The 21,768-nt window shown below is 58.5% G+C and carries 20 protein-coding genes and 1 pseudogene; 12 read left to right on the top strand and 9 right to left on the bottom strand.

The window, feature by feature from the left end:
* The first annotated feature begins 3 nt into the window (after positions 1-3).
* The 6 genes from HAP47_RS11295 to HAP47_RS11270 all read left to right on the top strand — a co-directional run bounded on the left by HAP47_RS11295 (position 4) and on the right by HAP47_RS11270 (position 5,608).
* Positions 4-1,134: a hypothetical protein gene (locus tag HAP47_RS11295; RefSeq protein WP_173638180.1), complete on the top strand. Its 1,131-nt coding sequence runs from the start codon at positions 4-6 to the stop codon at positions 1,132-1,134.
* Complete coding sequence (locus tag HAP47_RS11290; RefSeq protein WP_173638181.1) at positions 1,134-2,147, top strand: hypothetical protein; 1,014 nt, start codon at positions 1,134-1,136, stop codon at positions 2,145-2,147. The genes HAP47_RS11295 and HAP47_RS11290 overlap by 1 nt, the downstream gene beginning before the upstream one ends.
* A gap of 103 nt (positions 2,148-2,250) precedes the next feature.
* A complete protein-coding gene (locus HAP47_RS11285; protein ID WP_092124791.1) occupies positions 2,251-2,496 on the top strand; it encodes an acyl carrier protein in 246 nt (81 codons plus the stop codon).
* Position 2,497: 1 nt separating this feature from the next.
* Positions 2,498-2,929 carry a MaoC/PaaZ C-terminal domain-containing protein gene (locus tag HAP47_RS11280; RefSeq protein ID WP_173638182.1) on the top strand — a complete coding sequence of 144 codons (432 nt, stop codon included), beginning with the start codon at positions 2,498-2,500 and terminating at the stop codon, positions 2,927-2,929.
* A gap of 77 nt (positions 2,930-3,006) precedes the next feature.
* Positions 3,007-3,705, top strand: coding sequence for an SDR family NAD(P)-dependent oxidoreductase (locus HAP47_RS11275; RefSeq protein WP_173638183.1), 699 nt, complete (start codon positions 3,007-3,009; stop codon positions 3,703-3,705).
* Positions 3,706-3,712: 7 nt separating this feature from the next.
* Positions 3,713-5,608 (top strand): HAD-IIIC family phosphatase, encoded by a 1,896-nt coding sequence (locus tag HAP47_RS11270; protein WP_173638184.1) that lies wholly within the window; start codon positions 3,713-3,715, stop codon positions 5,606-5,608.
* Positions 5,609-5,636: 28 nt separating this feature from the next.
* Here the strand turns inward: HAP47_RS11270 and HAP47_RS11265 are convergent, their stop codons facing one another.
* Positions 5,637-6,071: a hypothetical protein gene (locus HAP47_RS11265; RefSeq protein ID WP_173638185.1), complete on the bottom strand. Its 435-nt coding sequence runs from the start codon at positions 6,069-6,071 to the stop codon at positions 5,637-5,639.
* Positions 6,072-6,263: 192 nt separating this feature from the next.
* Between HAP47_RS11265 and HAP47_RS11260 the strand changes: the two genes are divergently transcribed.
* Positions 6,264-8,492: a hypothetical protein gene (locus HAP47_RS11260; RefSeq protein WP_173638186.1), complete on the top strand. Its 2,229-nt coding sequence runs from the start codon at positions 6,264-6,266 to the stop codon at positions 8,490-8,492.
* 104 nt (positions 8,493-8,596) lie between these two features.
* A complete protein-coding gene (locus HAP47_RS11255) occupies positions 8,597-11,110 on the top strand; it encodes a carboxypeptidase-like regulatory domain-containing protein (RefSeq protein ID WP_173638187.1) in 2,514 nt (837 codons plus the stop codon).
* 329 nt (positions 11,111-11,439) lie between these two features.
* On the opposite strand, the pseudogene HAP47_RS11250 reads toward HAP47_RS11255, so the two are convergent.
* The 3 genes and pseudogenes from HAP47_RS11250 to HAP47_RS11240 form a co-directional block, all read right to left on the bottom strand.
* A pseudogene (locus tag HAP47_RS11250) lies at positions 11,440-12,372 on the bottom strand (IS630 family transposase); the annotation flags it as partial.
* 324 nt (positions 12,373-12,696) lie between these two features.
* Complete coding sequence (locus HAP47_RS11245; protein WP_173638188.1) at positions 12,697-13,134, bottom strand: cupin domain-containing protein; 438 nt, start codon at positions 13,132-13,134, stop codon at positions 12,697-12,699.
* 3 nt (positions 13,135-13,137) lie between these two features.
* Positions 13,138-13,917 (bottom strand): helix-turn-helix domain-containing protein, encoded by a 780-nt coding sequence (locus HAP47_RS11240; protein WP_173638189.1) that lies wholly within the window; start codon positions 13,915-13,917, stop codon positions 13,138-13,140.
* A 67-nt stretch (positions 13,918-13,984) separates the two neighbouring features.
* Here HAP47_RS11240 and HAP47_RS11235 point away from each other — a divergent pair, with 67 nt between their 5' ends.
* Positions 13,985-15,190, top strand: coding sequence for an ABC transporter substrate-binding protein (locus tag HAP47_RS11235; RefSeq protein ID WP_173638190.1), 1,206 nt, complete (start codon positions 13,985-13,987; stop codon positions 15,188-15,190).
* 144 nt (positions 15,191-15,334) lie between these two features.
* Here HAP47_RS11235 and HAP47_RS11230 read toward each other — a convergent pair whose 3' ends face one another.
* The 5 genes from HAP47_RS11230 to HAP47_RS11210 form a co-directional block, all read right to left on the bottom strand.
* Entirely contained in the window at positions 15,335-15,898 is a 564-nt protein-coding gene (locus HAP47_RS11230; RefSeq protein WP_173638191.1) for a hypothetical protein, read from the bottom strand.
* A gap of 150 nt (positions 15,899-16,048) precedes the next feature.
* Positions 16,049-17,149, bottom strand: coding sequence for an ABC transporter ATP-binding protein (locus HAP47_RS11225; protein WP_210285232.1), 1,101 nt, complete (start codon positions 17,147-17,149; stop codon positions 16,049-16,051).
* Between the two features lie 12 nt (positions 17,150-17,161).
* Complete coding sequence (locus HAP47_RS11220; RefSeq protein ID WP_173638192.1) at positions 17,162-17,983, bottom strand: ABC transporter permease; 822 nt, start codon at positions 17,981-17,983, stop codon at positions 17,162-17,164.
* Positions 17,983-18,834, bottom strand: a complete 852-nt coding sequence (locus HAP47_RS11215) for an ABC transporter permease (RefSeq protein ID WP_173638193.1) — start codon at positions 18,832-18,834, stop codon at positions 17,983-17,985. Before HAP47_RS11215 ends, HAP47_RS11220 begins: the two co-directional genes overlap by 1 nt.
* 25 nt (positions 18,835-18,859) lie before the next feature.
* On the bottom strand, positions 18,860-19,873 hold the full coding sequence (locus HAP47_RS11210; RefSeq protein ID WP_173638194.1) for an ABC transporter substrate-binding protein: 1,014 nt from the start codon (positions 19,871-19,873) through the stop codon (positions 18,860-18,862).
* 199 nt (positions 19,874-20,072) lie between these two features.
* Here HAP47_RS11210 and HAP47_RS11205 point away from each other — a divergent pair, with 199 nt between their 5' ends.
* The 3 genes from HAP47_RS11205 to HAP47_RS11195 all read left to right on the top strand — a co-directional run bounded on the left by HAP47_RS11205 (position 20,073) and on the right by HAP47_RS11195 (position 21,729).
* The gene (locus tag HAP47_RS11205) at positions 20,073-20,597 is read left to right on the top strand and encodes a thiamine pyrophosphate-binding protein (protein ID WP_173638195.1); all 525 of its coding nucleotides are present in this window, start codon (positions 20,073-20,075) and stop codon (positions 20,595-20,597) included.
* Positions 20,594-21,220, top strand: coding sequence for a thiamine pyrophosphate-dependent enzyme (locus HAP47_RS11200; RefSeq protein ID WP_173638196.1), 627 nt, complete (start codon positions 20,594-20,596; stop codon positions 21,218-21,220). Before HAP47_RS11205 ends, HAP47_RS11200 begins: the two co-directional genes overlap by 4 nt.
* 227 nt (positions 21,221-21,447) lie before the next feature.
* Entirely contained in the window at positions 21,448-21,729 is a 282-nt protein-coding gene (locus tag HAP47_RS11195; protein ID WP_173638197.1) for a hypothetical protein, read from the top strand.
* Positions 21,730-21,768 lie beyond the last annotated feature (39 nt).

Below are 21,768 nucleotides of genomic sequence, written 5' to 3'. Positions count from 1 at the left end.
CTGATGCCGGCGGATCCAGTGAAGAAAGCTTCTCCGCCAAGTCTGCAACGGCTGCTGCTCGCTGTACTGATTGCCTTTGTAGCGATTGACGCGGCGATCGCGTACGCCACCAAGACGACTACTTTTCTGGCAGATGCCGTCGACATCCAGACACCCGCCACGCTTTACGCGAAGCTGGATTATTTCCGGGAACTAAAAGGACGTCGCATCGCATTCGTGGGCGACTCCGTGGTCTACGGTCGCCGCATGGAGGAAGCCGGCGACGCAAACTGGCGGCAGCACACCATTCCCGCGCACGTCGGACAGATCCTGCACGAGAGGTTTCCTCAACAGCCACTTTCGATCATGAACCTTGCCATGAATGGCGGCTTGCCGGCCGATGTTGAACAGGTCGTGCGGCTACTCTCGCCGCTCAAACCTGATTGTATCGTCGCGGATATTAGTCTTCGCGCCTTTTCAACCGACTTTTCACAGGAAAGCAATCGATACAGTCGGCCGTGGCTCTCGACCATGGTTATCGACAGCTCCTTTAATTTGCATGACGACGATACACGCCGGACGTGGACGTCGCGGACGGAAACCACGCTGCAGGACTTCGCGCTTAGTCATTGGCGGCTTTACCGGATGCGCGATTTTGTCCAGTGGCGCGTTTTCGACGGAGAGCCTTCCGGCGTGATAAGGCGTTTGCGCGATCGGCTGGATCGCCGACTAGGAAGACCACCGGCGGAAGCCGATCCGCTCGATGATATCTTGCTGACGATAAAGGCAAAGAACAGATATGGCGCGGTCACCCTTACAGATGACAACCCTCAGATCGCCGCATTGAAGCGAACGCTTGATGGCTTGGCGTCGAATGCGCAATGCGCTGTATTTTTCTATGCGACAGAAGAAAAAGGCCAGCTCGCCGAACTGATGGATGCGCAGCATTATGAGAAGTTGCAGGACGCGCTTACGGCGATTTTCCTGCCCTACAAGAATCGCGGAATTATGTTCCTGCCGCCCCTCCCCGCCATCGGCAAGGAGTACTATCTCGACTACGGTCATCTAAATGATGCGGGGAACGCAATCGTCGCCAGAAATATCGTTGAGAACGGCCTAAGCCGATCCGTCCCGCAGCTGCGGAGGGAGCCCTGATGGCAAGCATGAATGTACGGGCCGACAATCGACCGCGAATCCGGATCCGAGGGTTTGGGTTTCACTTTCCGGGCGAGCCGGTGGAGATCTTGACGCTGCCTCTGACGGCTGATGAGGTCAAGCGACTTCCGCGCCTCGGGCAACAAATTACGCATATTTCTACCGAGGACTCAACGGCGCTTATGGTGCACGCGGGCCGTGATGCGCTGAGGCAATGCCAGATTGCACCGGACGATATCCGCATGGTGATCTCGGCGCCCTCGCTGATTACATCTTACGGTTTGGAAATTCCGGCCGTTGCCGTCCGGGCTGCGCTTGGATCGAGCAAGGCGGAATGCCTTAATCTGGCTCAGGGCTGTGTCGGCGTTCTCCGAGGAATTGATCTGGCGGTGCGACTGCTCGCAGCAGATCCTGACCGAGGCGACATTATGGTCGTTACCAGTTGTCGCGCGTCGTCTCACACCAGAAATATGAATCACGGTGCGTTTTTTTGGGGGGACGCCGCGGCGGCGATTGTCCTGACGGCAAGCCAGGGTCCCGGCCTCGAAGTCGCCGGCTATTCTGAGTCGTCGAGTAATGAAGACTGGGGAGCGATGCGCATCGATTTCGGCGACGCGCCCGGCGGCGAACCAAGTGCTGACGACCACCTGATCAAGGTTCATTTCAAGAATGCCGAGGCACAGATCAACTATGTTCGCGGCGAACAGCTGCATTTCGCTGCGGTTACGGACGCGCTTCTTGCGCAGCAAGGTTTGACGCAGCACGATATCGAGGCGATATTTTTGCCTTCGACCGGGAAAAACCGCGTTCCCATTCTTTTTAGCGAACATCGCGAACTGCTGATGCGTCTTCAAACAGACTTCCGATTTGCCCATTTCGGCGGCGTAGATCCGATTTTTGCGATTCGACAATACCTCGAACGTCGGCAGCCGCCCGCCGGCGCATGGTTGATGGTAGCCTCTCCTGCTTTTGCCGCACAATGGGGCGGCCTGCTGTTTCGAACACCGGCGTGATCTCGCGAAACTTGCGAAAGACGTCTCGCCTGATAACATGCCCGAATGGTTCTGGTGTTTAGCCGTGTTGCCCGGGCGACATGAAGAATGAGCTGGAGTTTCGATGACAGAGGCGGAAATCTATGAACGCATGAAGCCGGTTTTCGCCGACGTCTTCGATGATGACGGCATTGTCATTAAGCCAACGACGGTCGCGGCTGATGTCGATGGCTGGGACAGCCTGGCCCACATTCGTCTCGTCGTAGCGCTAGAGCAGGCATTTCACGTACGCTTCACGGCCGCCGAGGTATCATCGTTCGAAAACGTCGGCCAGGTGGTCGAAAGCATCATTAAAAAGGACGGCCGATAAGTTGAAGACGGATTCACCGATCAGTCTCGTTGACATAACCGAGCTTAGCTCCGCGACGGCCGAATTTGATTTCGTTGTCGGCGAAAAGGAGCAACAGGCGTTCGCGAGCATTTCAGGTGACTTCAATCCCCTGCATCTTGATCCGGAATTTGCGCGTGGCCGCGGCCTTAAGGGGGCTGTCGTTTATGGCGCTATGATTGTCGCCCAGATTTCCAGGATTATCGGTATGCGACTGCCGGGAAGCGCCGGCATCTGGAGTTCGCTGAAGATCGACTTTCGCGAACCGCTATATGTCGGAGAGGCCGCGCACATTTTTGCTCAAGTCACGCACTATTCAGAAGCCGCACGTAGCCTGTCGCTTAAGATAAAGGTAGCGTCCGGTGGGCGCACCATCGCGACGGCCAGCGCTTTGGCAACGCTGCATCTCTCATAGTTGACTTGCATGCACCGGGCCGCTCGCTGCACGTTCCACGTCGATTAGAGCCGCCCTGAACCACCTCCGGAGGAAGTGTGAGCGGTCTTGTTGTCATCACGGGCGCTACAGGCGGGATTGGTCGATGTGTCGCACGACAACTCGGCAACCAGGGACTGGTGCCGGTCGTTGGACATCGTCGGCATAAAAGCGAGGAGGCGCGCGCGATCGCGGAAGCGTGCGGGGGACTGTCAATTGCCTTTGACATGGCCGACCCGTCATCGATCGATCATGGCATCGCGCTGCTAGCCAAGGACGGCCGCCCCGTTGTCGGCGCGGTTCTCGCAGCTTCTCCGCCCCCCGTGATTGCTCCGTTCGGCAAGATTTCTGCTGCGGATCATTCCCTGTTCTGGACAGCAAATGTAGTCGGCCCGCAATACCTGTTGGCCGGGCTGGTCCGGCAGTTTTTCAGGCCCCGAAAGGCCGGATCCGTCGCCGCCGTGTTGACCGGGGCAATCGGGGTCCCGGGGGCCGCATCCGCTCTTCCGAAGGTAATGAGCAGCATGGGCGCCTACAGCATCTCGAAATTCGGCCTTCTCGGTGTTATAGCGCAGCTAGATTCAGAATTTCCCTGGCTCCGCGTGACCTCGGTTATGCCAGGATTTACAGAGACCGATATGCTGAAAGTCTTCGACGAGCGCTTTCTCGACCAACTGCGCCTGCAAGGTGCATTTACGAAGCCCGAGGATGTCGCCGTTGAAATCGTTGATCGTCTCGCGCTGAGCGCAATCAAGTGAGCCTTCCATGAATTTCGACCTATCCTTACTGCCCTGGCTCCCGCCCGCGCCTGAGAGCTTCAGGCGATTGTGCCGTGAGATCGATGGCGCCCCGGCAAATGGGGCCAACGCGTTGCGGGCGTTGTCGCAGCACTCGCTCAATGAGAGCCAGCTGAACGTTTTGGCACGGACGTTGGGTGAGGTACGCGAAAAGCAGGGCGGGCAGATTGCCGGCTTGCAGCCATTCAAGCTGGGCTTGGTCAGCAATGCCACGACCAAATTGATCGCACCGTCGCTATGCGCAAGCGCATTACGATATGGCGTGGACCTTCGCATCGTCGAAGCAGAGTTCAACCAGGTGATGCAGGCTGCGACGGAATCCAGCTCCAAGGTCATTAGGTCAGAGCCGAATGCGATTCTGTTGGCGCTGGATCATCGGGCTTACGAAGACCTGCAGTTTGGAATAACAGGCAGCGTCGAAAATGCCGTAGCTTATTTAAACACGCTGCGCGATGCTTTCAGGCAACGGTACAAAGGAACACTCATTTTCCAAACCGTCGCCTGCCCGCCGGAACAACTGTTCGGAAGCCTGGACGCGAAACTTGAGCTAACCCAACGCGGACGAATCCAGCGCTTCAATCAGGATATTGGTGAGACGCTTCGTCAAAGTCCCGACGTGATATTTGACGTCTCTGGCCTTGCGCAGAATCTCGGCAGTCAGAATTGGTTCAATGCCGTTCAATGGCATATGGCGAAGCTTCCATTCGCGCAGCAATATGTACCGATCTACGCGGACTATTGTGCACGGATTATCGGCGCGCTCATGGGCAAGTCGCGCAAATGTCTTGTGCTCGATCTCGACAATACCCTGTGGGGAGGCGTGATCGGCGATGACGGCCTGGACGGTATCGTGCTTGGACAGGGTTCGGCCGAGGGCGAGGCGTTTCTTGCCGTTCAGCAAATGGCGCTCGACCTTCGCGATCGTGGAATTATGCTCGCGATCAGCTCCAAGAACGACGAGCGCGTCGCTCGCTCCGCCTTTTCCGAACATCCAGAAATGTTGTTGCGGGAGGAACATGTTTCCGTCTTTCAGGCCAACTGGACCGACAAGGCGAGTAATCTTGAAGCGGTAGCAAAAGCACTGAATATAGGCCTCGATGCTCTGGTCTTTGTCGACGACAACCCGGTGGAACGCGGCCAGGTTCGACAAGCCCTTCCCCAAGTTGCTGTACCTGAGCTGGGCGAAGATCCAGCGCTGTATCCGCATTACGTGATGGGCGCAGGTTATTTTGAAGCGGTAGCGTTTTTGGACGAAGATCGTCAGCGCGTGGCGCAATACCAGGCCAATGCGCAACGGGCATCGTTGCTGAGCCAGGCCCGCGACCTGAATTCATATTTGAAGTCGCTGAACATGGTGATGACGATCGGCCCCTTCGACAACGCCGGTCGTAGCCGGATCACGCAGCTCATTAACAAATCCAATCAATTTAATCTCACGACGCGGCGCTATACCGAGGCCGATATCGAGCAACTGGGCGGCAATTCAGACGTACTGACCTATCAAGTACGCTTGGCCGATTCTTACGGCGACAACGGCATGATTAGCGTCATTATTGCACGAGCGGATGGCGCTCGCTGGACGGTGGACACATGGCTGATGAGCTGCAGGGTGTTGGGGCGCGGGGTCGAACAGGCCGTCCTGAACGAACTTGTCGCGCGGGTCCAGCAATCGGGCGGCAAGGAGCTTATCGGTATCTACCGCCCGAGTGGCCGAAACGATATGGTGGCCGACCACTACCGAAAACTTGGCTTTGCCCAAGTGGAGACGAAGCCGGATGGCAGCTCCGTGTGGTCGCTTGAACTCATCAACTACCAACCCAAAGATGTGCCGATGGCTATCAAGCGTGCGGGGACCGTCGATTGATGATACTAAAGAAGAAGGTCGGCCCGACCTAGTGAAGCATCAATTTATTGTCGCTGATCAATACGCCAGAGTCGGTTCGTTCAAACGTAATTGTGCCGAGCCGTTTCATTCCGGCAAAATTTGCGTTTCTGTACTCATCCATGCTCTGTATGAAAACAGGATAAACCGTCGTCTGCTTGATTTGTTTGTATTCTGGCTTGGCTAGGTAAGCTTTCGCATATTGGGCTGAAGTCGCGACGACGACCGCGGTACTATCGGGACTATGCTCAAGTCCGTCGCGCACGTTTTGAAAATTTAGCAGAATTATGAGTTTATCGTCACGAACCGCGGCGGCCTGATCTTTTTCATCCAGCGTAAGCCCGGAAGTGGCCCCTTGCGCCTCTGCAGCAGTTGCACTTGCAACGATCCATCTCAACGAACCCGCACCGTGCCCATCTGGCGCGAACAAGGCCAGCGTGGCCACGGCCAAAGCCTTTTTAAAGCAGCATGTCATTTCAATCGCTCGTAGGTTGCGGCCAGATCTCTCTGATGGCCGGGGGTGTGTCAAGTCCCTTGTCACGTTTGTAGCGTCGGCTTAAACACATAAAAGATGTTCAATAAGGCCGACCGATGGCATTCGCTTCCGGTTAGCTTGGTGTCTCCAGGGTTGGGGAAGATGAAGCGTTCAAACACGATCGGGATCGTCACCCTTGTGGTGGCTGTGGCCCTTGTGGGCGCCGTTGGATTCCCCATTGCAAAGCATCAATGGTTGCGCATCAAAAATGTGATTACGGGCATCCACGATGTGCAAAATGAGCAGGGCGCCAGGATCGAAGTAATTTCCAAGGAACTCGCTGCAGTTAAAGCACAACTCGCTCCAGCTAAAGCACAATCGGAGAAGGCCAGTAGTCTCGCAAATGATCTGGCAGCGCTACAATTTCGCTTCGAGCGTTTGGCTGCAAGCGAAAAGCTTTCCGTAGCGAACTCCCAAAGTGCAGCGAAGTCGCAAAGTGGTGCCAACGAAAGGTTGGCTTTCCTAGATCCCGTCGATCTGTATCAAAAGGCCGGCCTGGTAGAAGTGTATGGTGGTGTCTTTACCCAACGCCGTATTGGTCCGATTCGTGTTGATGCTGCAATCCTGACCTCCGAGCAGCAAGTTGCGCGCCTGATCTGGTCTCCCGATCGTTCGGAGCCGGCAGATGTTGATCAAATCAATGTCGAACTGTCGAGCGATACGCTTGACGCTGGACAGATCTCGATTGCAGTGGCACTCGACGATCATCGTGTCTTTGTGTGGCAATCTCGATTGGGGGATGACAGGCTTCCGCAAGCCGCGCCCGCAGGCGGCAATGAGCCGGAAGGTATCGATGCGAGTATCGCGAATGGGACACACCTATCGCTGACTGAGACCGCACACCATCGTCTGGTTGGATCTGTTCCGCGCGAACTTCACGATGCACTATTGAGTAGCGGGCAGGATCATCACATTCGTCGTTGGATCCTGACTATTGAGGGAATGACGAATACCGCTTTTGCAGTTCGCGCCATAGCGTTCACGAAGAGTGGAACAATCTTTGATCCATCCGAAGCGGCAAGTATTTATGGCCGGATAACCGGGGCGGCACCTGAACCTGGATCGTCACTGGAGCTGGTGTTTGAGGATGGCCGCCGACGCCATGTTGAGCTTTCGCTCGACGATGGCTTTGGAGTTACGGACTTGCCACCAAACCAGCCCGTCTCGCTCCGATTTCGTTTGAGAGGAGTTGATTATTATGCGAGCTCCGGGCGTTGGCTTTTCCCGGTAGGCCAAATCCATGTCACGATCCCCGTGGGACCAGAATTCCCCAATCCAGCGCACTTGCCTCCCAATCCGGAGGCGGTCAAGCTTGAGGGGGGCTTTGCTACGGTCGAAGGCGTCCCCAGCTATTATCGATACGCGCCGCATCGCGTTACGAGCTGGCCCGGCGGAGGTTCTGTCCAGGAATTTGCCGGGATCAGTTTCGCCAACAATTTCGGGCAACTGGATCGAGACCGAGTATCTGAAAACAGAGATCGCTGTTTGCGTATCTTTGTTGTTGGCGGAAGCGGTCTCGTTTCACTGCAGGTCAAACCTGGTGAAAAATTTAATCTCGTTGCCGAGTCAGAGCTAGGCATCAAGATGGGGCGCTGTGTCGAAGTAATCTCGGCGGGGCGAGACAACGGAAATCTTGGCGCAAACTACAGAGCCATACGCGACTACGGCATGAGATTCGATCCCGACATCATCGTGTTCGAGCACAATGCCGCCTACGCGCTACAGTTGAATGCCGCTCTCATAAAGAAAAGTCTCGGCTATAATTACGAACATAGCCCGCTCGACGATTTTTATTTTGACAAGGGAGGCCAACTTACATTCCGGAATTGGGACGCGGTGTGGGCGCTCGATGCGGTCGCGCCTGATCCCAGCCCGCTGCTCCCGGGTCTACCTATGTACCAAGCGTTCTCGATTCCACGCGAAGACTTTATTCCGGAGGCAAAGGCATCATTCGATCTGCTGCTGGCGATCATCAAGAAATTGAAAAGTGATTTCCCGCGGACCCATATTGCGATGTTAACAGCTCTTGACCAGGCAAACTGTCGCAAATCCACGACATGCGCCAGCAAGATAACCCTGCCGGATCAGCGAACCGTTCCCATGGGCATTGAGCAGGAGTTGCAGAATTTTTCAGCGCTCTGCAAGGAAGCGGGAATCAGCTGCATTCAGGCACCCGCCCCTGACGGCTCGGTTGCAGCACATGAACCGCTCCAATATGCGGACGATGCGCATTTCTCTGTCCATGGACACCAATGGATGGGGCGTCTGCTCGCCAACGGCCTTGAGAAGATCGTGCGCGACGAAGGGCTGGCGGGAAGCAAGAGGTTTTGAACGTGCGATCTCGGATTCTGTGCGCGATCCTGTGCGCGAGCCTTTGCGGCTCAGCTGACGCAGCGAGCTCTGATCTTCGCCGGTTGCCATTTCCCTTCGGTCAGATGGTCACCATCTCCAGCGACGCCGACTACGAGGCGCCATGGCACGAGGCAGCCATTCACAGGTTCCTTAACGAAGATCTAGGACTGCCTATTTCCGATAGTGTCTGGGTGAGCAGCTCCAGCGGACTACCCGATGTGGGAGCCTTTTTCGACTCTTTCAGCGGGTTGAACAGACAGCCTTCATTGGTTGACAACCTGCCTGTGTTCGAACTGCTTACTCGAGAATGGCACCGGGGCAATATCGATCATCTCCATTCATGGTCGGATGATATGGTGCCTCAGTATAAAGCAGCATTTCCCGAGCCGGTGAAACTCTCGCGCAGTACGACCGAGGTTTCGCTCCCCGATGCTCCGTGGTTGAAGAGCTTCGAAAAGCGCCGAGGCTATCAGCAACTTCGGCTTCTGCTGGATGGAACGGCGCCACAGGATCTGACCATCGAAGTCCGCTTTGCTGACGGCTCCTCATCAAGCTATACCAATGACGTCATCAGAAGCATGGAGAGCGACGGCGACGCCAAGACGCAGACGCCTCGCACCATAACGCTGGTTTTGAATGAAGAATGGCCTCTTGGTTCGCGGATCAACGACGTCTCCGCACCGTTACCGGCCGTAACCGCCCTGCTTCTGCGCGCTCCCTCTTGCACCACCGGATGCGATACCAAGATTACTGGAATCGAGAGGGACAATTTCAGCCGCTATTCGGTCTTGGCGCAAATTCCATTTCTTGAATACATGAACATAAGACCATCAATAGCCACTGGACACGGCGGGGTCACGTACCATCCAGACTTTGAAGGTCCCGGACCACACTACCGCCGCGGCGACCTTCTCGATCAGGGGCCGGGGAAAGATGTCGTGCGCCGCGACATGGAAGGATTGGCCGCCAGAAAAGGAAGCGACGCCTATCACGCGGACATCCTGAAAAAATTGGGGATTCGCAGTGTCACGGCGATCTACAACCCTCCCCATCAGGAAACCGTCAATTTTTCTTCGCAAATTCCTGCCGCATTCGAAAGCTTCGCCGGGTTCTACGCGCTTGTAAAAACACATGGCGATTTCGGCGCTTTAGGCAGCCCCCTCTCGGATGTTCCGAAGATGCTGGCCGAACTCGACCCCGCTATGGCCGACTTCGACGCGCAGCGTTTTTTGTGTCGCGAAAATGTCTACTGCCGGCAAGCAGACCAGGGATCAACGAGCGGCGGGCTCATTGCGTTGAGCTTGGCCCTGGTCAATAAGGGTCGTACAGTCGAGCACAATTGGTATACCCATTTTGGAACCACGCGCTTCGATCCGACATTCCACGCAACGACGGAGTCGCCTTTCGGTCCGGCGACCATGGCCGCTTTCGCAGAGCTCTCAATGCACTACTACGATCCCACCGCAAAGCACCCGTTCGGACAGCGGGTCTGGGTTCCAGCGGCAGGCGTATGGGCAAATTACAATATTCTTCGCACCGGCATCGGTGACCATCTTACCGTCGATCCGCACACGTCTGCCATTCAAATTAGATCTTATTTTGACCCGGTACTTGAAACCGTTTTTCCTGATCGTGCTGCGAGCACGCGCGACCTGAACGGACTTACTGTTTTTGTGAAAGATTCCGGCGTCGCCACGGTGTCCATCGATGGCGAACCGATTAGTTATTTCGTCCGCAATCCGGCCGACGAGTCAGGGCGCCAATCGATCACCGTCGTAGACGACAATACGCCAACAATTATTCTGGGAAAGGTAGCGCCGGAGCATTCTGCTCGCATCTCCTCGACTGGGGGACAATACGAATGGATCTCGGGGCAAGAATCTTCCGGCCCCTCCGCATTTGCCAAATTAATTGCGCAATCAAACGTCGCCTCGGTTAGCTTTGGCATGAACTCGCTGTCGGTGTTTAACGCCACGCATATTGCGTTTTCCTACCGCATACGAAGGGATGACGGGGCCGCTCCATCAGGCCACGCCTCGATTGTTTTTAAGCGTGCGGACGCAACACATGTGGAGTTTACCGACGTTATTCCGCCTGCACTGGCACCCGGTAATTCCTATGCAATTTTTGATCAGCACAATTCTGGCCAGCAATGGCAGTCGACGACGATTCCTCAGCATAGCTTGCGATGGTCTGAGGATTGGGTTGGGCGGCGCCTACCCCTTGTTCTCGGAAGAATCGAAAGCGTCGAGGTTCAATTGAAGGATGCTCGCCCCGGCGACATTTTGGAAGTTGGCGACTTGAAGACACTTCGACCCAGCGCGAACGGTGTTTCCCAGAACCAAACTGTCGTGGCCGCTGGTCGTGTGACGGGACTTGCCGGCAAGGCAGCTGCTGGAGTGACCGTCACTGGGGATTTTGATGGTTTAGAAAGACAAACGGTTACCGACGCTGCGGGTTTTTACGTTTTTAGCGGCGTGAAACGGGGTTCAATAGCGGCCATAAAGGCGGGATCTTGCGCTCCAACGCGCGGCGATCTTATAGAGTTAGAAATGAACGAGGTAGAAATCGATATAGATCTCCGGCCATTTTGTTAGCTGGGCTCTCATTTTGTCACCCTTATCGGTTCAACGCCGATTCACACTCAGCCAGCTCACGCGGCTCATCAACGAGCTCGCTGACTGTGGCCATTGCGATCGTGGCCATGGCACACTCACCGGGAGGACACCGGAAAAATTGGCAAACGGCACAGGCGATTTGACAAGGCGACGACCTCCAAGAGGCAGAGTATCTGCGAAGCAGTGCCGACATCAAACCCTGCTAGCCGTCAGCCGCAGCGACCTCAGCCCTGTCCCTTTGCTCTCCAAAATCGGACATGCCACTCAAGAGTTCGAGAAGTAATCCTGACAGGTCGAGGGCATCCAGTTGAAGCGTATCCGGCTTTCGCGATGCAATTGGCGCATTCCTCCGGCGTGAAGCAGTCCAGTAGAGCGCCGATGCGCATCCAGGTTGCTTCGACGGTTCGCTCGGCAGCCTTTCGGAGCAAGGTCTTGAGCTTGGCGAAGACCTGCTCGATCGGATTGAGATATGGGCTGTAGGGCGGCAGGAAGAACAGCTTTGCGCCAGCGGCGCGGATGGCGCGACGGACGGTCTTGCCTTTGTGACTGCCGAGGTTGTCGATGATGACAATGTCACCAGGCTTGAGCGTCGGAACCAGCATCTGCTCGACGTAAGCCAGGAAGTTCTCACCGTTGATCGGACCATCGATCACGCAGGGCGCGTCGATGCGATCATGGCGCAGGGCGGCTAGGAAGGTCAGCGTCCGCCAGCGGCCGTACGGGGCCTTGGCGACCAGTCGCTCGCCATGTGGCGCACGGCCGTGGGTGCGCGTCATGTTGGTTTTGGCCCAGGTTTCGTCGATGAAGACCAGCCGGGAAGGGTCAAGCCGTCCTTGATACTTTCGCCATTGCGCCCGCCGCCGGGCGACGTCGGGACGATCCTGCTCGCTGGCGTGCAGGCTTTTGAAGCTGATGCCTTCGTGTTCGAAGAAGTGCCACACCGCGTAATAGCTGACCTTGATCCCGCGCTCGGCCAGTTCCGCCAGCAGCGCGCGCAACGTCACGTCCGGCTGTTCGGCAAGCCGCTTGAGCAGCCAGTCGCGTTCGGAAGACAGCGCGTAGGGACGATTGCCGCCCATCTGCCGCGCTGCCGCGCTTCCGGTCGCACGAAACCGCTGCGACCACTTCACCACGCTGGCAACGCTGACCTTGAAGGTGGCCGCCACCGACCGGCAGCTTTCTCCCGCCGCTACCGCGGCAACAACGCGCTCGCGTAAATCGAGAGAATAGGACCGTCCCATCGGATGCTGGCCTCCACCCCAGCCAGCATCTTGAATCAGACCCCCGCCGATTTGGGAATCCCCAATCGATTCAGACCAAAACGATCACGCTCTAGAATATGCGACCGCACCGCGATTTACTGCTGCCGCCAAAGCAACAACCAATCGATAACCAATGCTACACCGCAACCAAACGCGAACAAACGCTACCAATCGTCACCAAATTCATCAGTGCTTTCCGCGTCGTTCGGCCACCCCTTCCCGCTCATAACGGTCTGGTTGCAGGTTCGAGTCCTGCCGGGCCCACCATTCGAATCAAAGTCTGTCGTCCGTTGCGTCGATCGATCAGAGATCGGTGCGTTCTTCGGCGATGTCGCGCCGCTGCTCCATGTTGAAGCGTCCCGCATAGATCGGCCGCCCGCCGGTGCTCGGACCGGGATATTGCACGATCAGGATATCGCCGCCGGTCGCGGTCTCGAACTTGCCTTCGAAATGCGGATCCGGATGAAAGATCATCGTGCCCGGTGTATAGAAATTGTCGTCGATCCTGAATTCACCGCTGAGGATGTACCAGACCTGCGCGAACTCGTGATTGTGGATCGGATGATGTGCACCCGGCTCCAGCCGCAGGATGCCCGCGTTCGGCTCGGTCGGCCGCTCCGGCCGCGGGTGGAACAGCATCTTGCCGGTCTCGCCAGGCCAGCGGATCGTCTCCCACTCGACATCGTCGATGTGCTTCGCCTCATACGGCAGGTGCCTGCCGGTCACGGTTGCGGTCTGCATGGATCAGTCTCCTTGGGGCTTGCTCTTGGGTGATCGAGGTGGGGCGGCGGCGCTCGGCACGCGCCACCAGTCGAAATGCTCGGCCTTCTGCGGCGACTTCGCGACCACCATCAGGATGCGCGCTTCGTCCTCGCTGAGGTTGTCGGCCCGGTGCGGCAACTCGGAATTGAGGAAAATGCCTTCACCGGGCGAGAGATCGAACACCTCGGCGCCGACGTGGAAGCGGATGCGCCCACTGATCACGTAGCAGTATTCCTGTCCCGGATGCGACACCATCAGGTCCATCCGGTTCTTGCGCGGGAACGAGAGGTGAAACACCTCCAGATCGTCGTTCGGCATGCCGCCTGCGAACAATCGCCAGCGATAGCCGGTGCTCGGAATGCTCTGGTCTTCACCATCGTCGCCATGGCGATGTAGCGTGACGTGGCTGCGCGACTGGTCCTGCGGCGCGGCAAACAATTCGCTGACGCCAATGTCGAGCGCCTGCGCGATCTGGATCAGATTGGCAACGGAGCTCGACACCTGCCCGCGCTCGAGGCGAGACACGAAGGCGTCGGACAGCCCGGTGGTGTCGGCCAGATCCTTCAGCTTCATGCCACGCTCCTCCCGCAGCGAGCGAATGCGTGCTCCAAGCCTCGCCACCGTCTCGTCCTGCGTTTTCATTGCTCCGACCCTCTCCTTAATTTGCTTTCTTGTCAATAAAAATTGCTCTACAAACAATTTTCTTTGTGCCTGATGTTGAAATTGCGAGGAATGCCAGCAGTTCTCCGCATCGATGCACAATCGAATTGCGTATCACGCAACACAACCAAACGGCAAACAAACACGACCTCCGGAGGAGCACCCGACCATGACAACCACTCTCAGGGCCTTATGCGCGGCGATGACCGCGACGCTGCTGCACGTTCACGTCGCGCACGCCGCGATGTCCGACAATGCGATCCGCATCGGGGTCCTCAACGACCGCTCCGGCGCCTATGCCGACCTCGGCGGCGAAGGCTCGGTCGTCGCGGCCAAGATGGCGGCGGAGGAGTTCGGCTACAGCATCGGCGGCGTGCCAGTCGAGATCGTCTCGGCCGATCACCAGAACAAGCCGGACATCGGACTTGGCATCGTGCGGCGCTGGTTCGACACGGAGAAAGTCGATGCCGTTGCCGACATTTCCAATTCGGGCGTGGGTTTTGCGGTGACCGCTCTCGCCAAGGAACGCAACAAGATCGTGCTGAACGCGTCGGCCTCCTCGGACTTCACCGGCAAGGCCTGTACCCGCACCTCGTTCCAGTGGGTCTACACGAGCTATACCAACGGCTACGGCCTCGCGCGCGCGCTTACCGCGCAAAAGCTCGACAGCTGGTTCCTGATCACGGTGGACTATTCGTTCGGCCACGCCTTCGCCGCCGACATGCGCCGCGCGGTCGAGAACGGCGGCGGCAAGGTGATCGGCGAGGTGCGCCACCCGCTCAACACCGCCGACTTCAGTTCGGTGCTGCTGCAGGCGCAGGCGTCCGGCGCCAAGGTGATCGCGCTGGCCAACGCCGGCGCCGACATGACCAACGCGGTGAAGCAGGCGGCCGAGTTCGGCATCACCCGCGGGCAGGCGCTGGTGGCGCCGACCGTGTTCCTCACAGACGTCGACGCGATGGGCCTTGCCGCCGCGCAGAACCTGCAGTTCGTCACCGCATACTACTGGGACCGCGATGCCGAGTCGCGGGCGTGGGCCAACAAGTTCCTTGAGAAGGTTGGGCGGATGCCGACCATGACCCAGGCCGGCGTCTATTCAGCCGTGCGGCACTACTTGCGCGCGGTGCAGGCCGCAAATTCCGACGATGGCCTCGCTGTCGCAGCCAAGATACGCGAATTGCCGGTTGTCGATTCGTTTGCTCGCGGCACGGTCCGCACAGACGGCCAGTTCGTGCACGACATGTACCTGGCGCGCGTCAAGACACCGGCGGCATCGAGCCGACGATGGGACTACTACGACATCGTCGCGGCGATTCCCGCCGAGCAGGCCTTCCGCACGCTCGGCGAGGGTGGCTGCGAGCTGGTCTCGCAGTGACGACGCAGGCGGACAGTGGCAAACACCATCGTCCGCCATCGCCCCGTATGCAGGTGGCGAGCGACGTCTCTTGGGCTGCGTCAGGCGGGCCTTCGCCGTCGAAGCCTGAATTCGATAGACCGCCGTCCAGCTCAACTGCCGAAGTCAGTTGCGCGCTTCCCGCCGAAGAAATTGAGCAATCGGCATCAAGGCGTCGATCGAGGGCAAACCTGCGCGCGCCTCACCGTATGACGACCAGGGATAGGGGATAGCCGAAAGCCATTGCAGGACAGACGTCTGATAGCCAGCCGGCAGCACACACATGAACTCAATCTTGATGAGCAGCCGCTTGACGCGACCGTCTCCGGCGGCATCAAAATCCCAGATGTACTCACCGCAACCGACGCGAACGTCGCCGTCGGACTTGTTCGACATCCCCACCAGCCAGTCGCATTGAAACCGTGGAAGGCGATTGGACTCAGGGCGCGAGAGGCAGAAAGTGCGCACATTCTCATACTGCAATCCAAAGTTTCGTACGAGAACGTCGGTGACGCCCTCCAATCCGCGAGCGGAGCTGGGAAACGAGATTGCGTCGGTCAGGAGCTGCATCTGGAGCTCACACTCCTGCACGAACGCGCGCCTCATGAGCTGGGGCAGGTTTCGGTCCTTTGCCTCGATGTACATGCTGACCGCCTCGGCTGCTGAAATCGATTGGGGCTGACTCAACATTCTCTCCAGAGTTGCGCGATCAGATGCCAGGTGACAGCGGTGCCAACGATGCCGCGGGAAACAGCGCGGTAGGCGCCGCTAAACCAGGCCTCACAATATACCGCAGGCTTGATTCCTTCACCCTCACGCCGCTGCGAAAGACGATTGCGATCAAGCTGCCGGAAATGCCGAGCACCGATCTGCCTGAATGGCAATGCCGACAGGAGACCCCATTGGCCAGCGCAGAACGGCCTGCTCGCCCGGGGATCGCACCAGCAACCGCTCCCCGGCGCACTCGATCTGGAGATCGACGTGGCCACCCTGGTAGATCTGGGCAACAACGCTCCCCTTGATGGCGCACGGCTCCTCGGGCGCCACAACGCTGAACTGCTCGGGGCGGACGAACAGGTCGACCGCCGCGGACTTCTCGAGCCCGGACAGGCTCTCGCCCGGCACCTGCACCAGGGCATCGCCGAGCGCGACGATCGCTTGCTTGGCCTGCACGCTCACAAGCTGGCCGCGCAGCCTGTTGTTGTCGCCGACAAAGCCGGCCACGAATGGATCCGCCGGGCTGCGGTAAACGTCGACAGGGCTTCCGAGTTGCCTGATACGGCCCTCGGACATGACAGCCACACGATCGGACATGCTCAAGGCCTCGCCTTGGTCATGCGTCACAAAGATCGTGGTCAGACCCAGCTTGCGCTGAATTTCCCGCAGCTCCACCTGCATCGAGGTCCGCAGACTCTTGTCCAGCGCCGAGAACGGCTCGTCGAGCAGCAGGACGGTCGGATTGATGACGAGAGCACGCGCGAGCGCAACGCGCTGCTGCTGGCCGCCGGACAATTGCCGGGGCTTGCGGTTCTCCATGCCCTTCAGCTTGACCAGCGCCAGCGCATCGGCGACGCGCTTGTCCCGCTCACCCCCGGGGACGCGCCGGGTCTTCAGACCATAGGCGACGTTTTCCGCCACGCTCATGTGCGGAAACAGCGCGTAGTTCTGAAACATCATGCCGATGCCGCGCTGGTAGGTTGGAATGTCATTCACGCGCTTGCCTTCGATCGAGATCGAACCGCCGTCCGGCCCCAGAAAGCCCGCGGCCAGCTTGAGCAGCGTGGTCTTGCCGCATCCCGATGGACCAAGCAGCGTCACGAACTCGCTGCGGCCAACGCCGAGCGTAACGGCGTTCAGGGCCACGACATCGTCAAATCGCTTGGTCACGGCGTCGAAATGGACCGCCGCTTGTTCCCCTTCAACATTCGCAGATGGCTTCAAGATCCGTGCTCCCTAGTGAGACTGCTCGATATTGAGGACCTTGCCGAGGCCCAGGAACGCATTGGCAAAGGCGATCAAGGCGGCGGTGCCGACGATATACATAACCGATAATGCCGCCATCGACGGATCGGCGAACTCGCGCACGTAATTGTACATCGCGACAGGAAGCGTCTGGGTACGCTGCGAAGTCACGAACAGCGAGGCCGTGAACTCGTTGAACGAGAGGATCGCTGCGAACAGCCAGCCGCTGACGAGCCCGGGCAGCAGCAGTGGCAGGGTGACGGTGGTCAGGACGCGAAGCGGTCCGGCGCCGAGGCTCGCAGCAGCGTGTTCATAACTCTGATCGAGATTCCTCAGCGACACATACACGCTGCGCAGCACGAACGGCAGCACCAGGATAACGTGGCAGATCACTACGACCGCAAAACCGCGGCTCAGGCCGACTTGCGCCGCGAGGATGAGAAAGCCGAGCCCTACCGTGAAGTGCGGAATCACCAACGGCGAAATCAGGATTCCCTCGATGGCGGACTTGAGCGGAAACTTGTACCGGTCGATGACAAAAGCGAACATGCCGCCAACGCACAGCGCGATCGTCGAGCTCCAGGCCGTGACGATCAGGCCGTTGAAGAAACCTTGCCGGAAATCCTCGTAGGCGAGGGCCCGACCAAACCATCGCCACGACCAGGTCTGCGGCGGGAATGACAGGATTGGCTTGTCGTTGAACGCGGCGATCGTCACGACTGCCGCCGGCAGCACAAGAAACGCGACGATGACGAGCACCGTCAACAATCCGACCCAGCCGAGCACTCTCTGATAGGTCGAGCGCGGGATCATCAATGCACCTCGATCTTCTGAAGCGGCCGGGAGGCAAGCTGAAGCAGCCCAAGCACCAGGGCCGTCAAAGCCAGCCCGGCCACGCACAATGTCGCGGCGAAGGGAAAGTTGAAGCTCGAAAATCCAAGCTGGTAGACCAGATTGGAGATCATATTGACGCGGCCGCCGCCGATGAGCTGCGGCGTGGCGAATGCCGAGAACGTCCAGGCGAATGCCGTCGTGGTGCCGGCGACCACGCCGGGCAAGGACAGCGGCAATGTCACGGTCAGGAACACGCGAATGGGACCGGCTCCCAGGCTCTCGGCCGCCCGGGAATAGCCGCGGTCGATATGGGACAATCCAGCAGCCAGCATGATGACCATGACCGGCAGCGTGACGTGCACGAGAGCAATCACAACGCCGAACGGCGTGAACATCAGTTGGAGCGGCTTGCCGATGAAGCCGAGGGACATCAGCAAGGAATTGATGAAACCATTGTTGCCCAGGACGATGATCCACGCATAGGTGCGAACGACCTCACCCAGAAACAGCGGCGTCACGACAATCACGAGGAGAATGGAACGCAGGATCGGCTGTTCGACGCGCACAAGCGCATAGGCCAGCGGATATCCAACGATCAACGTCACGACCGCGGTCATCGCGCATACGATGACGGTATCGAGAAACACGCGCGCGTAGAGCGGTTTCAGCAGGTCGGCGAAATTCCCCAGCGTAAATCCGCCAGGGTCGAGCGATCCCGGCACGTAGGCCCTGAGGCTGTATTGCAGAACCGCTACCATCGCCGCAAGGAATCCGATGGCACACAACGTCGCCGGCGCCGTGAAGATGCGCAGAAATGGCTGCTGATTCATGATGCGGGGTCGATCTGGCAACGGATCAGTTCATGATGTTTTCAGCGAACCATTTGCGCCATTCCGCCGTCTTGCTGGCGCGCAGCTTGGCGTCGATGTTGATCTGCTGCTTCCACTGCTCAGCCGACGTGAATACGCCCGGAAGCTTGGCGATTTCAGGATCGATCTTCGCGTTGAGGACTGCCGGGCTTCCTTTCTTCTGCTTCGAGATCTCGGCCTGAATTTCGGGGTCGTAGAGCGCGTTGATGAACTTGTACGCGAGATCGACCTTCTTCGACCCCTTCATGATCGCGACGGTGTCGATTCCCAGCACAGCGCCCTCTTTCGGCATCGCGAGCGTGATCGGAATGCCCTGCCCGATCATGTAGTAGGCGTTCATCGAAAGCACGATCTGCACCGGCGTCTCGCCGCTCGCGAGCAATTGCTGGCTGTTGGCGTCATTGGTGTAGAACGCCTTGAAGTTCGGCTTGAGCGCCTTGAGCTTCTCCTCGCCGTTTTCCCAATGGGCCGGGTCGGCGCCGGCAAGAATGGCGGAGACCGCAATGATGTGACCGGGATCGAAATCCGGAGCGGCGAGCTTGTCCTTCAGCTCCGGCTTCCAGAGATCATTCCAGCTCTCGAACTTGGTGTCCTTGATGAGATCGGGGCGGTAGCCGATCGTGTAGACATAGGCCCAGGCGCCGAGATGGTAGGGACTGATCCGCGCCTCGTCCGCGAGGTTCTTCGCATTGAGGATCTTCGAGGTGTCGATCGTCTCGAACAGCCCGTCATTGGCATAGAGCCACCCGACATGCGACGTGGTGAACGTCACGTCGCTTTCGGGATTTCCCTTGGCGAGCTTTTCCTTGTTCAGCCGATCGATGGTGCCGCCGGTGATGAATTCGACAGGGACGCCGGTTTCGGCCGTGAATTTCCTGGCAACCGTCTCGGCCACCAGATCGCGCCAACTGCCGCCCCAGATACTGACAACGAGCTTGTCTTGTGCGTGAGCCGGCAATGCAATCAGAACAGCGATCAACACGAACCAAAGGCGAAGCATATTTGCAGTCTCCCTCCAGCGAGGGAATGCAGCGCCCGGCTCCAGCTGCAATCCTCGGTCATGAAATTAAACTTATCATCTGCTTAATAGTACCTTTTATCAGGCGCCTCACCGACCTGCAATAGGTTTATCTTATCGACAATAGTACCTTTTGCGATTAGCCTGCGCGCCACGTTGGTTGAAATCACGGAGGCAGTCGATGACGACATCGACGGAAGCTTTAGAGGCCCATCGGCCGTCTGCCGTTCTCGATACGCTCAAGCGTCTAGGTTTCGGCACCGTCGTCTCCGTCCCCGACAGCTGGCTCGGCGAAATCCTTATTCGCATCGACCAGGAGCCGGGCATGACGCTGGTGCGCGCAACGCATGAAGAGGAGGCGCTTGCGATCGCTTGTGGAAGCCGGCTCGGTGGCGTTCGCACCGCCCTGCTTGTGCAGAATGCCGGCGTGCTCAGCATGGGTGCGGGCATGGTGTCGCTCGCGCAGCGTTATCAATTTCCGCTTCTGATGCTGGTGTCCTACCGGGGCACGCCCGATGATCCGGTCTTCTATCATGTGCCGAAGGGCCGAGCGACGGAGCCGGTCTTCCGCGGCATCGGCCTCGCCCATGCCTGCATCGACCGATGCCGCCCGATCGGTCCCCAGATCGAACATGCCGCAACCTATGCGGAAGAAGCCTCATGTCCGTTTGCCCTGCTCATGGGTCGGGAGGATATCCAGTGGTGACCAATGCACGACCGATCCGGGCGGATTACTACAGAGCGCTTGCCGGCAGTCTGCCGTCCCGCACGCTCGTCGTGACGTCACTCGGCAATGCTTCGTATTTGTGGGCATCGCTGCATCACGCACCGGAGAACTTCTACTTCGAAGACGCCATGGGACTGACACTCCCCCTGGCGCTGGGCCTGGCGCTCGCTCAACCGGATCGTCCGGTCATTGCTGTCGAAGGCGATGGCGCCCTGCTCATGCATATGGGCGCGCTCGTCACGATTGGCGCGATGAACCCGTCAAATCTCACCATCCTCCTGATCCAGAACGGCGTTCACGCAGCTTCGGGTGGCCAAGCCTTGACCAACGCGACGCTCGATCTGGCACAGCTGGCGCGCGCCTCGGGAATCAAGCACGCCGAGAACCTGAATGCGCCGAGCGCACTCGCCGCCGGCATCGCCGCGGCCGAAGAGCGCGATGGCGTCGGAGTCCTGGTTCTGGCGACGGAGCCCGACATCGAAGTCGTGCGGCCGCCGATCTCGCTCGATCCGGTCGCGACAAAACAACGCTTCATGGCTGCGATCGAGGCACCACGTTACATCCCGACGCTGTTCGGCGGCGGGATGCTCGAGCGGCCCTAGTCGACCAGCACTTCCCTTGCACAAATCCGTGGCGGTCCGCTTCGTTGCCGAAGCGGGCCGCTCTCTTTACTGCGCTCCCACATATCACTAGGCCGTCGGACGACGCTGCGATCTTAGGCACAGGACGTCGAAACTTTGAACTTGTCGGTCGTCCATCACATAGTACGATGTATGGGACTATGGAGTATTCGCTGGTTTGCTCGCTCTTGATGAGGACGACGACAACGATGCATCGCAACCAGGACACATTGCGGATCGATGTGGCCGCGTCGATTTCCGTCGGCATGCCCGTTATTCACTTCAATGACGGCGGCTCCCCGGTCCAGCCGAATAAGTTTGGTGAGACAGCGGCTGCGGGTCATCCGCAGCACGGCGAGCGTCGAATGCCAGTGCCTCAGGCCTTGCTGATGTGGATTTGCTCCTCATCCGATGAGGCATGGCCGTCCCTCGAGCTCATCCTGGGCGGCACGCTGTCGCCGCGGGACCCGGTCGGGCCCGGCGCTTCATAGGTCATCTGCTTCCGGCTTAGCCAATCGCAAGGCCCTGGC

Source organism: Bradyrhizobium sp. 41S5 (assembly GCF_011516665.3).
Lineage (GTDB): Bacteria > Pseudomonadota > Alphaproteobacteria > Rhizobiales > Xanthobacteraceae > Bradyrhizobium > Bradyrhizobium quebecense.
The sequence above is the reverse complement of the archived record's forward strand: the minus strand, read 5'-3'. Positions and strand labels throughout refer to the sequence as shown.